Genomic DNA, 15,014 nt, shown 5'->3' with positions numbered 1-15,014 from the left:
CAGCCTTTAGACTGACAGGAGGATGATTAGAATTTAGAACACCTAAGCAGATGTTCTAGGATAAATGTTCTACAATATGGTCTAGCGCTGCCATTAGTACGATCCTTCAATTTGAGAGTCATCGACCGAATCCACAGTATCTGCTCTAGCATGACTGGTATCATAGAGAATGGCTTTTATAAGGGACACTCCCATGAGCACCATGACAAAACTAAAAGGTAGGGCACCGATCACCATAGCCGTTTTGATCGCGCCGAGTCCTCCGCTAGTCAGTAGAACTCCAACCACCAAGGCTAGTATCACGCCCCAAAAGATAATATGTGGACGGCCTTTTGGACCTTCGTTACCCGCTGAATTAATTGTATTGATAACTAGAATGGCCGAATCTAAAGTGGTAACTAAGTAGGTCAATAGTAAGATCAAAACCAAGATCGCCATGGCCCATGCGAAACCTGAGGACAACATCACATCCAGCATTGCCAATAGTTGAGCTTCTTGACCTACTCCTGAAATAGCATCACCAGCGATACCGTTAAGCGTTAAATCAATCGCGGTACCACCTACCACTGAGAACCAGATAAAACACATCAGAGCGGGTAGGACGACGGTACCAAATAGATAAGATCGAATACTACGACCCCGTGAGATACGCGCAAAGAACACCCCAACGAAGGGACCAAAAGCAATCCACCATGCCCAATAAAATACTGACCAGTCTTTTTGCCAAGTGGCAAGCGTGTCGCCGACTTGTGTGCCGTCTGGCTGCCAGACCGTAATTAGTAGCTCAGGAAGCGCGACGACATAGTCGAATAGACCTACGAAAAAAGCTTGTAAGCCAAAGAAGGTCGAACCAAATATTAAGAAAAATGCAAACAAAACAAAGCTCAAACTCATATTGATATTAGATAGCCATTTGATACCTTTACCGACCCCAGAAAGCGCAGATAGGGTCGCAACACCAACGATGACGGCAAGGGCAACGATGATAGCTGCTGTTGATGATTTGCCATCAGCGTTCAGTAACCAATCGCCCAATCCAACACGGTGCATGCTAGATACAAATTGCTCAACTCCAAATCCTAACGTTTGTGCAACGCCCAAAATAGTAGCAATGACGGCGACAATATCGATGGCATTACCAAGTTTGCCTGACAACCTCTTACCAAATAACGGCGCTAGACCTGAACGAATGGTGAGGGGTAGCTTACGTCGAAAAGCAAAGTAGGCCATAGATAATCCGACTAGGGAATAACAAATCCATGCGCTAAACCCCCAATGTAGAAAGGCCCATTTATAAGCATAGCGAACATTGTCAGCACCAGAACCTGTCGCCATACCCTGAATAACTTCAGGATTATTGGCAAAGTGATACATCGGCTCTGCGGTTGCAAAGGTCAACATACCAACGCCAATACCAGCTCCAAAGATCATAGAAAACCATGAAAAGTTGGAGAACTCAGGCTTATCCTCTTTATCTCCTAAAACCAGCTTTCCATAGCGCGGTATAACAGCCAGAACTAAAGCTAAAATTAAGAAAAAAGCGACGGAAAAGATATACCAGATTGAAAAATTATTAAGTAAAAAGCTATTGATTGACCCCAAAACAGCCATTGAGTTTTCTGGAAATACGACGGCCCAAACGATGAGCAGACCCAGTAAAATTTTAGCGGTAATCGTAACGTCTTTATTAAACCCCTCATAAAAACCTGATGTTGCGACTTCAATTGGCAACTTAGTCAAAGGTTTTTTATCTGTACGTTTCATGTCTAATCCTTTAGATAGTCTTTCACTCGTTTATTTAAATAGGTATCAAGCATTACAATCCTTTATTGACTTGATACCTATCGTTTCTTAACTCGGTAAAAACTCACTGCTCCAACTATCGCTCAGCTCACCACTCGCAATACTGGCTTCAATCTCTGCCTCGCTATAACCAAGCTCCAGCATTATTTGACGCGTGGATTGCCCAAACTTTTCAGGACGAGGTAGTGCATATACGATGCTATGCGAAGGACGAATAGCATAGGGATCAAGCTGCGTCACCTTATGACCACTGGGATGATTCTCATAAATTGAAAAAGAATAACTACCACGATCAGTACCTGACGTGCCATCTGCTACGCGACTATATTCAGCGCGTAACGCATTGATATCAGCACAGACTACAGCCGCAATATCAGCCGCTTGCAAGCGCTCAATCCAATCATGAGCGGGCGCTTTTTGAAAGGTATTCGATAAAAATACCGCACGCTCATCTTTGTCAAGCTCACTAAACCCTTCTAAGCCCTCAACGTTTTCAAAGTTTTTTACATCGACTTCATAAGCATTTAATAGTAAGTAATTCCCTGAAGACGTATAATAAAAGCGCGTTAACTCATCGTGGCCATTGGTTTCACGGCCTGACGGCTCATCGAACAGACCACGTTTTTCAAAGTCATAACAATAGGGGATTTGAAGTAAGGCACTGTTTGCGACTAACGAGGTACAACCGCGTCCAATACGACCTGTACGATATTTTTGATATAGCGCCACGCCAATACTCATCGCGCCACCAAAGCCGCACATCACATCAATAGTACCGACGTGAGCATGCTCCTCTGGCGTATCCATCGCGCCGCCGCAGCGTAACATGATGCCAGTAGACGCCTGTACCACATCGTCGTAGCCTATAAAGTCACTACATGGACCTTTGCGGACACCACTAAAACAATCAAGCTTGCAGAAAATGGCTTCTGGATTTAATGCTTTTAAGCCTTCAGCATCCAGTCCCATTTTCTCAATTTGCGTGTCGGTCGCATTCCAAACAATGACGTCAACGGATTGGACTAACTTCTCAAATACTTCTCGTCCTTTTCCGTAACGAATATCAGCAAGTATGGAACGTTTACCTGTCATTTGAGACATACCATAAATAACAGTATTCCAACTGTCATAAAATGGAGAGGCAGGATCAAGCTTAATGACTTCTGCTCCAAAACGCGCTAAATAAGCTGCCGAATGGGGACCAGCAATTACATTACAAAGATCAAGTACCTTGACGCCATCTAGCCAACCACGTTTTTCATTAAGATTATTGACTGAGGGCAACTTGGTTTTGATAGCCTTCAGTTCTCTAAACGCCGTATCAAAGTCAGTAGGCTCTGGGGGCTTGGGTTGTAACATCATCTCACCACATTCTTCTAACCAAACAATGGGGCCTGGCTGAATCATCCTGCCATAGGTCGGATCATCGACCTCAATCATGAGTCCTGCGGTTTCAGCATGATCATCACGGATCCATTCTTGTAGCCAACGCTGCGGCGCTCCAGGTATACCGCGTTTCCCAAAAATCTTTTGCCACTCTTTTGAGGTACGCTGTAAAAAAGCACCTTTCATTTTTTCAGCAATACGATCTGCCCAATGCTTTGGCATAGGATAAACGCCAAGCGAGGTATCAGACGTCCACTGACTTGAAGGCAAATAGGTATCTTCTTCTTCGGTCAAGCCTTCATCAATTAGTTCATCGTATAACCCTAAGACTTGCAAACAACGCTTAGCATGATCCTTATGGCTAGGGCATACTACATAGAACATACGCCCATCTTTACACATATAACTGCGGTAAAAAGGATCGAGCAACTCTTGTAGTGCTTCGTAGTCCATGTTCATAGGAATACCTTCAACGCGGCGGCGTTGAATCTCAACTTCACGTTGGGTCAAGTATCGCTTAGGTAGATCCTCGATCTCTATTGAGTTGTAGCAAAGGCCTTCCATGACCGCCGCTGCAAGAGGAACTTCAATAGCATCGCCGAGCCCAGTATTTTCACGTGCTTGTAGTGCAAAAACGACTGCGGAACCTGCCAGCATGGCACCATAAGCAGAGGGAAGCGGGAGAGGAGAAAACGATGGGTTGATTCCCATTAGTACACGGTTTAAACCCATGTCAGTAAACACACCTGAGCTCGCTGATACAATGCTTTCATAGGCACGTAGCTCACGGCGCTGTTCATCATTCGATGCAAATCCAGGGATGGACAAGGTGATCAATTGCGGACGTTCTTCGCGCAGTGCTACCAGATCGAGCCCCATTTCTGCCATTTTCCCAGGACGGAAACCTTCAATAACGATGTCACTTTCCAAAATTAATTGCTTAGCCTGTGCTAGTCCTTCATTTGTTTTAAGATCGAGTCTCAGCATCAATTTATTACGATTTAATACAGCATTAGCTGGACTTTGCCATTTTGGACCTGACGGTGGGTCTATATGGACCACGGTTGCGCCTAAGTCGCCAAGCATCATACCTACAGCAGGCCCAGCGATATATTGACCAAAATCGATTACTTTGACACCGACGAGTGGCAATTCATGAGTTGCTTGCATAGTCATCCATCCTTAGAATTTTATTATGCTATTACTATTAAAAATTAGAACTATTAAAAATCAAAATTTAGTTAGGAGCGATATCATAGAGACCAGTAGCTACTAAACTATATATTCAGAGTGCCTGCGATCCATTCACCAGTGGGGTGAGAAAGAAGCAAGCACAAATTGTTCACATACAAACTACTGCGTTTAAGAGCACTTATAGAATAATGCTCTTAATAGGGGATATGATTAAGTTGGCATAGAGAATTGCTTTTCATCTCTCACTGCCGCGCTTGGCCAGCGTTGCGTTATGGTTTTGCGTCGAGTAAAGAATCTCACGCCATCTGGCCCATACATGGCCAAGTCGCCAAATAATGACCGTTTCCAGCCACCAAAGCTTTGGGATGCTACAGGTACCGGTAGTGGAATATTGACACCAACCATGCCGACTTCAATATTATCGATAAAGTGACGCGCCGCTTCTCCGTCTCGGGTATAAATACAAGTACCGTTACCATATTCATGTTCATTAATGAGCTGTACCGCCTCGCTCATGGTCTGAACACGGATGACCTGTAAGACAGGACCAAAAATCTCGGCTTTGTAACTGTCCATTTCTTTAGTGACATGGTCGATCAGTGTCGGACCGACAAAAAACCCGTGTTCATAACCTTCTGGAGTAGCATCAGAGCCATCAATAACCAATTCTGCACCTTGATCGGCAGCACTATTGATATGCGCTACTACTTTAGATTTATGCGCCTTGGTAATGACAGGACCGAAGTCGTTGTTTTTTTCTGAATGAACGCCAAATTTTAGTGCTTCAATAGCAGGCTGCAATGCTGCAATCATCTTATCGGCCGTTTCATCACCGACAGCTACTGCAACACATAACGCCATACAACGCTCTCCTGATGAGCCGAAAGCTGCACCTAACAATGAGGTCACTACATTATCTAAGTCCGCATCTGGCATAACAATCGCATGGTTTTTTGCACCGCCTAAAGCTTGACAGCGTTTGCCTTGTGCGGCAGCGGTCGTATAAATGTATTCAGCAATAGGGGTAGAGCCGACAAAGCTCACAGCTTTAACATCCGGATGATGCAAAATAGCATCGACAGCTTCTTTACCACCATTTACTACATTGATTACACCTTCTGGAAGACCGGCTTCTTGCAATAGCTGGGCAATAAATAGCGTAGAGCTTGGGTCGCGCTCAGACGGTTTTAAGATAAAAGTGTTGCCACAAACGATAGCCATAGGGAACATCCATAGTGGCACCATTGCAGGGAAGTTAAAGGGTGTTATACCAGCGACCACACCTAGCGGATGAAACTCACTCCAAGAGTCAATATTTGTGCTGACATTACGACTGTGCTCGCCTTTGAGAAGCTCAGGTGCGCCGCAAGCATATTCAACGTTTTCAATACCGCGTTGTAGCTCGCCTGCAGCATCGTGAACAATTTTTCCATGCTCTTCGCCAATCAAACGGCAAATTTCATCTGCATTTTGCTCGAGCAATTCTTTGAATTTGAACATGACACGCGCACGCTTTAATGGTGATGTTTTGCTCCACGCTGGAAAAGCAGCTTTAGCAGCAGCTACCGCTTCACCGATTGTTTTTTCACCGCCCAAAGCAACTTTTTTGCTAACTTCACCAGTTGAGGGGTTGTAAACATCTTGAGTCTGGTTGTCATTATTTACTAAGCTACCGTTAATAAAGTGTCCGATAGTTTGCATAGTTTATTTCCTTTAAACATGTGTGTTATTGATGGGTTTGGATTAAATGAAGACGACTTTAGTTTTATGGGTGATTCGTACTACTGTTATCCCATAGCATGGTATAAAGCTGAGTCATTTCTTCATGATTGGGTATTCGAGGGTTGTTATTGGGTGAGCCTGACGCGAAGGCTTGCTCACACATCGTATCGATGAGGGCATCAAAATCCGCTTTTTGAACCCCAAATTGTGCCAATGTGGGAACATGAAGTTCATCGTTTAAGTTTTTTAAGTAATTGACCAAACTGACGTTTGCCTGATCATCTGTTTCGCTATGATCAGATATTCCTAGTGCGCGCGCACAGTCCGCATAACGATCGGGTGCACTAGAGATGCCAAACTCGGTAATCGTTGGTAGTAGCATGGCGTTTGATAAACCATGCGGTACATGAAAAAAAGCACCAATTGGACGACTCATACCATGCACTAAGGCAACTGACGAATTACAAAATGCAATACCTGCCAAAGTAGAGCCAAGCATCATCGCTTCACGAGCTGTTTCATCGTTGCCGTTGTGATAAGCAGTTTGGATATTGGGTCCAATTAAGCGTAGAGCTGCGAGTGCCTGTTGGTCGCTATAAGCATTACGTTTTGGGCTGATATACGCTTCGATAGCATGGGTCATCGCATCGATACCTGTATCCGCGGTAGTACGCGGCGGTACGCTGAGTGTGAGGCTATAATCGATAATGGCCGCGATGGGCATAAATCCCATACCAACACACAATAATTTTTCGTTGTTATCGTCGTCAGTGATGATGGTAAAGCGTGTGACTTCTGATCCTGTTCCAGCCGTAGTAGGTATGGCAACAATAGGTAAGCCAGTTTCATCTACTTGACGAGGGAACTTATAATCACGCATGACCCCGCCAAACTTACCTAAGATGGAAATAGCTTTAGCACTATCGATAGGGCTGCCGCCACCTAAGGCAATCAGACCGTCATAATCTTGCGCTTTGACTTGAGAGACGCCTGCTTCAATAGAGCTTTCGGTAGGTTCGGGTACCGTATTTGAAAACACATCAGCACTGATTTGAGTTTCTTTCAAAATAGCCTGAACATTATCGACATAGCCGAGTTTAACCATCATTTCGTCAGTGATAATCAGCGGTTTTTTTATCCCTAAGCTGGCCAGTATTGCTGGTAGCTTTTTGCAGGCATCGCGTCCAATTTCCATTGTCCTTGGAAGTAGAATACTGTGTGACATAGTTATTCATCCTTGAATTAATGACTTCAGATATAAGCTTGGTAGTAGCTCAATCCTGATACGCACTATTCACAAAAGTGGATAGTATTTAAATATTAATTTCACATAATGATAAAAATCTTATCGTTATGTGAAAAGTAACAGAATATTTTTATAATAGCAAGACGCAAAAGCGTAAATTTTATCGTTATAATAAATAAATTTATTCGCTGAGAGTCAGCTAGAGGTTTAAACGAAATAATGAGTAATACTAAAAAGAAGGGCTCAAGTGTTGAGCGTGTTTTACAGATAGTAGAAGTGCTTGCTCGCTCGCAAAGACCAATGAGTGTCAGCGACCTCGCTGAAATTCTAGAAGTGCCGGTGCCGAGCATGTATCGATTATTGGATCAATTGCAGGATCTTGGATTCGTTCAGTTAGATTTACCAGGGAAGGTAACTTGCGGAAAACGCACGTATAAGCTTGCCATGAATTTACTACAAAACAGTGATTTCAAAAATGAAAGATTAGCCATACTAAATGAGCTGTCAGCAAAAATAGGAGAGACGGTAGGTATTTCGATTTTACAAGACTTAGATGTGGTTTATATCGATCGCGTTATGTCGGATTGGCCGCTACAAATATTTTTACCGTCGGGCACTCATGTTCCTGTTTGGGCCAGTGCTAGTGGTAAATTATTGTTATCACAGCTATCGGATGAGAAATGCGAGCGCATCGTTGAGAAAATGTCGTTACACGCACTAACGACCAAAACTCAGACCGATAAGAAGCAATTAATGCAAACGATCGCTGCAACGCGTGAGACGGGAGTAGGTGTAGATAATGAGGAGTTTATTCCGGGTATGGTAGCGTGTGCAGTCATGATTCCCAATGGGGATCAACAATCATTTGCCACAGTGTTTACACATGGTCCGACAGTGAGAAAAAGTCTAGAAGAGTTGCTCAGCTATGTACCTCTTATGCAAGAGGCTGCTAATGAGCTATCAGTTATTTTCAATCAAAACTATGAATAAAGTTATTGACGGCATAATAGGGTGATACGTTAAGAAAAATTCTAATCTACTTTTCATTAGCTAAAATGAGTAAATTTGATAGGGCTCTCGTTAACTGGTCGTCTTTTCTCTTTATCATGACTTGACCTTAAAGGCGTTAAGAGGTTTCAACAGTAAAACCTAAAATAGCAACCGTATAGTACTGCTGCTAGATAGAAAAAACCCTTGTAGCGCGTGGCTTACAAGGGTCTTTTGTTATATGTGATTGGTGCGCCCACCAAGACTCGAACTCGGATCGATCGCTTAGGAGGCAACTGCTCTATCCTGTTGAGCTATAGGCGCATTATGGAGTGACATTGTAAAAAAAAGCCCCGCCAAAAGCAATGAGCAACGACAAATAAAAATAATGTATCTCTATGCGCCATTACTAAGGGCATCAGCCACCTGTACCGAGCTTTCATCTGCTTGAGGTTTGGCTCGCGATGTTGGGTTAAATAAGTCATTCACATCGTTTCTGTAGCCTTCAATATTTTCATAGTCATGCTGTTTTAGGATGTCTTGGCCCACACTTGAGAGTAAGAAGTTACGAAAATTCGTAGCAGCAGGATTTTCTGTTAAAATAACGCCGTCTATTGTTTCAGAATCTTTTAGCGCATAGCTAAAAGATGATAGATTTCGCGCTTCTTTATTATCGGTTGACGTTTCAGCATTTTTACGTTTATCGTCATTCTCTAAGTTGGTATCAGCGGTATCGACAGTCTCATTACGCTCAGCCTGCAACGCTTTAAAAGATGTTTGCAAAGGTGCTAAGCGGTCTTTAGTTATCTTATCATTGGCCAGAATGATGTCAGTATTGACAATAAACTTTGAGCTTCCATTAGACGCGTTGTTGCCGAAGGCCGTAGGATTATTAGAATCCCTGAGATCTGGTAAGTCTAATAGCTCATCAGTCTCTACGTAGCGCGCCAACACTTGTAGCTTAGGATAGCGTGATTCAAAGCGGACGATGACATCATCTAGCGGAACTTGTAATCTGTCTTCTGCTTGCACATATAAGGTTCTAGTAGTAGCTGAGTTGTCATCATCAGTAGAGGTATCTTCGTTTGTACTTGCCATAATTGGGAGAGGGTCTATATTTTTACGATTACTGCTCCATAGCCAAGCAAAAATACCAATAAAAATAGCGAGTATTAATAAAATCAGCCCTGCCAATAGTAGCTTGTAGTCTTTCATAGGTTACCGCTCATCTTATATTTTAATATATGGTTCAAATTTTCTTAGTGGTTTTTTCTTTTAAATGGTTTAAGCTTTTTGTTTAAAGTCGATGATGCAATACCTCGTTGGTTAGTTCCGCTAACATATTATCGAAGGCATCCTCTTCAATACAAGATTTGGCAGACTCAAGTGTCTCCGTTTTTCCAATAGGGTTTACTATGTCTGTTTTTACATTATCTAGAGAATGATTTTTCAAATCAGGTGTTGTTGTACTGGATTGATGAGCGGCTAGGGGTGATTCACCGTTACTAAGTAGCTTTTTTAACCATTCAAAACCATGAACTTCCCACCACGCTTCAAAGCGAGGTAATGTGCTTCCACGTATGGCGGTCGGTAAGTTTAATGTACGTAGGGTTTGGGCTAATATCGGATCGGTAATGATTTGATTGCGACTAAGATAAAGCGACTTTGTGTCCCCATCATAGGTTTGCCGGCGTTGCCAAGCCGCATGATCGACTTTCATACGTGGTAATTGCCACAACTCACCACGAAAATAAACGACATAAAGCCGTTTTTCAGGATGAGTAAAAATAGCATCAATGGGACGCAGTGGCATAATAGGCAGTCATCTCGTATTTGAAGTTAAAAGGGTGTAGATATCAGTCAAACTCATGGTAATGTATAAAAACTGGGCGACACTGACTGACGCAAGCGACTATGTGACTGAGTACTACGCTAGTAAATTTCTAGTAACAATGGCACACTATGATACAGCGTGTTTATCTGCATTTATGATATCAAATGAGAGTGGCTTAAATCAGCAATCAGTCACAATTATTCATAATCATCAAATGTGGTCATCTTAGCAGAAATATATAATTGGCACGACAGGCAATCTTGGCTAATCAGTGTTGTCGTTGCTGCATTATATTTTAAAAGCCATAATATCAAGAAAACATCTGTTTAGATATAATGGCTTTACACTATCTTGAATGATCTTTGCAGATGTTCTATCAAACCATCTTGACCGTTTAGACTTCTTTATACCATCTCCCGTTGTATCGCTACTATCGTAGCGTGCAACAGGTATTATTTATGCTATTTTAATTAGATTATTGTTTATGTTTACAATTATTCAGTCCCATCGTACCGAGACTTTAGTTGAGCAGTTACTAGAGGCTTATAAATCCAAAAACCAACCCATATTTGAAGAGTTTGTCGTTATTGTGCCGTCGATGGTACTTGGTGATTGGTTGGATAAGTCTATTGCAAGTCAAGCAGGTATCAGCACGTTAGTCACAACGACGTTTTGGGGGCAGTATCAGTGGACATTGATGCAAAAGGTATTGGCTGAGTACAACGTTTGGCTAGAGGAGCATCAACGCACGCAGGAGATTATTACGGTTCCAGAGGTGGCAGTACTGACAGGATCGGTGATGCAGTGGCGTCTGTTCGGTTATTTTACCTATTATCAAGCACAGATTATGACGGATGATAAGCATCCGCTCTATCCGTTATTATCAGCACTAATAGATGATGAAGCAGATCGCAGCCAACAAGAAGCGCGGCTATGGTCATTGGCGACTGATTTTTCGCGAGTATTCGGTCGTTATTTGAACCATCGTGAGGAGTGGCTAACCTTATGGTCTCAGGATAAAGCGGTAGATGTAGAGACGTTGGTGGCTGAAAAGGACAAGCTGACGCTAGAGTTTGATCAGTATGCTGGCATGACACCTGAATGGTTGGTTGCGCATTATGTAGAGCTAGAAGCGGCGCAGCGACATTTATGGCGTCTGTTATTTGCCTCTGTTTATGAGCATCGCTCTTCTATTGAGCGCCGATTTTGGGAGGTTATGACAAAAGATAGCAGTGAGACGGGCGTCGATATTAAGTCAATCTTGCCAACGCAATTGCACATTTTTACTATCCAGCAGTTGCCGCAAAACGAGCTAGACTTTTTACAGCGGTTGTCAAAGCATCTTGATATTACTTTGTTACACTACAATCCTTCGCAATTGTTTTGGGCAGATATCGTCGATAAGCAGTGGCTACAGCGCCAACAGGTAATCAATCCTGAAAGTGTGTTTTTGCGTGATTACGGGCATACCTTATTATCACGTCTCGGTAAACAATCGCGTGAGACCTTTGCGATGCTGGCAGGGCTGTCTGGTAATGAAGATAAAGACGGCTTTGTACTGGACTGGCAGGATAGGTTTGATATAGAAGATGAGGAGCAGACTCCTTCAATCAGTAGTAGTGAAGAGCGTCCGATGAGTTTGCTTGCACATCTTCAGCAAGATGTGTTGATGCTTGATGAGGGTGCGACCCAGCAAGTCACAGCAGGACGACTTAGTGCTGCACTTGGGGCGCAACTGGCACTCAACCTAGAAGATTCAGAAAACCAAGCCGACGTTGATAGCCTTAATAGTAATGAAGTAAATAGCCTAAGCAATGATAATCATCATTCAAACCAGCACATAGAGCAATGGTACAGCGACGATGCGCTAAAGAATAAATACCATGAGCAACCACGCCAATGGAACATTTCTCAATATGATAATAGCCTAAGTATTCACTCTTGTCATAACCTTCAGCGCCAACTTGAAGTGCTACGCGGCATGATTGGGCGCTGGCTTAATGAAGCTAATGATGATGGTAGCACACGCCAACTATCTGACATCGTTGTGCTACTACCAGATGTTGAACGTCACCATGATTTGATTACATCAGTATTTGTACAAGGCAGAGGACAAGATGGTCTGACGCTACCTGCCAAAGTTACGGGTGTGGTTGATAAGTCGATTCGTCAACTATGGGAAGCGATTAGCGGGTTTTATAGTTTACTTGGCAGTGATACGGCACGTTTTGAGGCGGCAGTGGTCATGGATTGGTTGATGCTGCCACCACTATATGAGAGTCTTGGTCTAACCCACGAGCAGATGAGTCGAGGCTGTGATTTGCTGGAGCAGGCGGGGTTTGTACGCGGTTTTGATGAAGCACATTTGCAGCAGACGTTAGACACTGCCGACTATGACTACCGTTTTAGTTTTGCGCACGCCTTGGATCAAATCGCCTTAGGCTTAGTTATGCCAGAAGTTGGTATCAGTGACTGTCTATATCCGGACAATTGGCAAGACAGCACCTTGGCAGAAAAGACCGTTCCTATTTCTGCTATTAGTTTAAATGATGCACCTATCGTTGAAGCCTTGTGCCGTGTCCATGCTGGGCTTAATATGTGCCGACATGATTATCAAGCAAGTTATCAAGCTGAAGACTGGTTAGACCGAATAGAAAACAGTATCATTCACCCATACTTTGGCTCGCTTGATCAAACTCGCCCCATGCGTGCCATTTTCAATGCTATGAACGGTTTTAAAAGCAGCTTACGAGCCAACCGTCATTATCAGCGTTATCATACTCAAATAGATGCCCAATCAGACACCGAGCTTACGTCTAGCTCTGCATCTACCAGTACTGGTGAGTTAAATGCTGCTCAAGTAGAGGCGCAATTATCGAGAGTAAGCACATTACCATTAAAGCTTAGCTTTATGCTTAGCAGTATTGAGGATGAGCTAGAAAGCCAGCAAGTCAGTGCTGAGCCGACAGGGGTCATTACTTTTGGGCGTTTTGGTGCGCTACGTAACGTGCCGTTTGGACTGGTGGTGATGCTCAATATGGATTTGTCTGAGTTTCCTAATCGCGATCGGGATAATCGCTATGATTTGATGAAAGCGGGACTGGCCAAGCGCGGTGATAGATTTAGTGAAGATGATGACAATGGGGCATTTTTAGATGCTGTATTATGCGCGCGCAATGCGTGCTGGATTTTCTATAATGGTCAGCGTTTAACCGATACTCACGAGCATCTACCTGCCAATCCAGTCAGTGAGCTATTACAGTTTTTGCGCGGTGAAGTGCAATGGCAGTGGGATCCTCTAAAAAGTGTTCAAAAATACGCGCAGGATGATTTAACGGCTCAACTGCAGCGCTATCTACCCGAGCTTATCGAAAAATGGCTCGTCACGCGTCATCCAGCGCTACCTTTTGCAGATGAAGTCTTTGTACAGCCCGATTCTCCATCCACCCTGTCATCCACAAATCCAAATGATGAAAATGATCTTGAAAGAGACAATGAGCAGGATAAAGGTCGCGAGCTCATTCAGTCATTAGAACATGCCATGCAAAGTGAAAAGCTCTATCAAAAAAGTACCAATGCGCCTGCAAAAGTCTGGCAAGCGGTATTTGAGCGCCTGCAAGCGCAAATTGATACGGAAACACCGAATCGAGCTATCAAAGTCGTGCTACCTAGCAAGGATGAGTACGCTGCTATTGCTGCTGCCATCACTCAGCCTATTGATCTAAACGCTGAGCAAAATGAGCTCCTTTTTGATGTTCAGCAGGTCGATATGCAGCACTTGTATTATGAGGTACGTCATCCGGCAAAGCACTTCTTAAAAGAGCAGCAAGTGCATGTAGTGTTGCCAACAGAAGATACGCTGCATCAGGAGCCGTTGGCGCTGACAGGCTTGGGTGCTTATGCGGTGAATGCGCAGTTGCTCACTGACTTATACGCCAGTTCGTATGCGGATGATGAAAAGGAGCGCCAGCGCACAACGAAGCATTTAAGCGACTTACTATTTGATCGAGTTATGCCAGCTGGTGTCGCTCGGCAGTCGACCCTGCAGTATCAGCAATTAAAGATTACTCAGCAATGCCAAGACTTTGCCGAGCAACTAACTGCGTTGGGTATTGACGTTCATACTGGTATGAACAGTGAGGTAGGTACGGAGCAGTGCCTGACTTTATTGACCCCATGCGCAGAAAAAATGGTCAGTGTGCAAGCACCTGCTATGAATGCGCAAGGTCAATTGCAAATCAAAGGGGTTGTACCGCTAGAAATTAATACGCCAGATGACTCAATTTCACCTAAGCTTTGGCTAAATATCTTACCTAATAGCGCTCGTACCCAGCACTTATTACGTTTCTGGCTTTCGCATGTGTATTGGCAAGTGTCGCGGCGTACGACCGAAGCCCAAGTCACTGATAACGATGGCAGAAGTATTTGGCGCTTTAGTAAAGGTAGCGATGAATACAAAAAGTTCAAAGGTAAAGCGAGCTTTGCACTTGCACCGATAGACTATAATACGGCTTTAGCGGAGCTGCTCAAATGGGTTAGGTTTGCACAGATTGCTAGTACGACACCGATGACCGTACTGCCTGTACACGCGATGACTTATTTAGAAAAGTTGAGAGAAGCTGAAAAGAGGGATGCAAGTTATCAGCCAAAGCGTAGTGATTTTGAGGGCTGGTTATGGGCAGGCTTTAACAATGACGTCATCTATGACACCTGCGCCCAGCATGAGATTTGGCAGTATATATTACAAAACCAAGATGCCTTTACTGCGTTAACCGATGCTTTACCATCTTTAGCCCAGCCCTTATTTGAGATGATGGTTAACGCATTGGAACCTTTATAAAA

Annotated in this window: 8 protein-coding genes and 1 tRNA gene; 2 read left to right on the top strand and 7 right to left on the bottom strand. The window is 43.6% G+C overall.

The features are described from left to right. Nucleotides 1–93 precede the first annotated feature (93 nt). From Q0895_RS10595 to Q0895_RS10580, 4 genes are all read right to left on the bottom strand, one after another. A complete protein-coding gene (locus Q0895_RS10595) occupies nt 94–1,764 on the bottom strand; it encodes a BCCT family transporter (protein WP_299188705.1) in 1,671 nt (556 codons plus the stop codon). 87 nt (nt 1,765–1,851) lie between these two features. After that, nucleotides 1,852–4,359 (bottom strand): CoA transferase, encoded by a 2,508-nt coding sequence (locus Q0895_RS10590; protein WP_299188702.1) that lies wholly within the window; start codon nt 4,357–4,359, stop codon nt 1,852–1,854. A 234-nt stretch (nt 4,360–4,593) separates the two neighbouring features. Then, nucleotides 4,594–6,084, bottom strand: coding sequence for a CoA-acylating methylmalonate-semialdehyde dehydrogenase (locus tag Q0895_RS10585; protein ID WP_299188700.1), 1,491 nt, complete (start codon nt 6,082–6,084; stop codon nt 4,594–4,596). A gap of 64 nt (nt 6,085–6,148) precedes the next feature. Further along, on the bottom strand, nt 6,149–7,330 hold the full coding sequence (locus Q0895_RS10580; RefSeq protein ID WP_299188698.1) for an iron-containing alcohol dehydrogenase: 1,182 nt from the start codon (nt 7,328–7,330) through the stop codon (nt 6,149–6,151). 240 nt (nt 7,331–7,570) lie between these two features. Here Q0895_RS10580 and Q0895_RS10575 point away from each other — a divergent pair, with 240 nt between their 5' ends. Then, complete coding sequence (locus Q0895_RS10575) at nt 7,571–8,341, top strand: IclR family transcriptional regulator (RefSeq protein WP_299188697.1); 771 nt, start codon at nt 7,571–7,573, stop codon at nt 8,339–8,341. 245 nt (nt 8,342–8,586) lie between these two features. Here Q0895_RS10575 and Q0895_RS10570 read toward each other — a convergent pair. The 3 genes from Q0895_RS10570 to Q0895_RS10560 form a co-directional block, all read right to left on the bottom strand. Then, nucleotides 8,587–8,662 (bottom strand) — tRNA-Arg (locus Q0895_RS10570). Between the two features lie 72 nt (nt 8,663–8,734). Further along, on the bottom strand, nt 8,735–9,553 hold the full coding sequence (locus Q0895_RS10565; protein WP_299188696.1) for a hypothetical protein: 819 nt from the start codon (nt 9,551–9,553) through the stop codon (nt 8,735–8,737). 82 nt (nt 9,554–9,635) lie between these two features. After that, entirely contained in the window at nt 9,636–10,151 is a 516-nt protein-coding gene (locus Q0895_RS10560; RefSeq protein WP_299188695.1) for a hypothetical protein, read from the bottom strand. 505 nt (nt 10,152–10,656) lie between these two features. Here Q0895_RS10560 and Q0895_RS10555 point away from each other — a divergent pair. After that, a complete protein-coding gene (locus tag Q0895_RS10555; RefSeq protein WP_299188693.1) occupies nt 10,657–15,012 on the top strand; it encodes an exodeoxyribonuclease V subunit gamma in 4,356 nt (1,451 codons plus the stop codon). Nucleotides 15,013–15,014 lie beyond the last annotated feature (2 nt).

The sequence above is a fragment of the uncultured Psychrobacter sp. genome, from assembly GCF_947495825.1.
Taxonomy (GTDB): Bacteria; Pseudomonadota; Gammaproteobacteria; order Pseudomonadales; family Moraxellaceae; genus Psychrobacter.
Note: the sequence above shows the minus strand (reverse complement) of the source record. Positions and strands in the feature narration are given on the sequence as shown.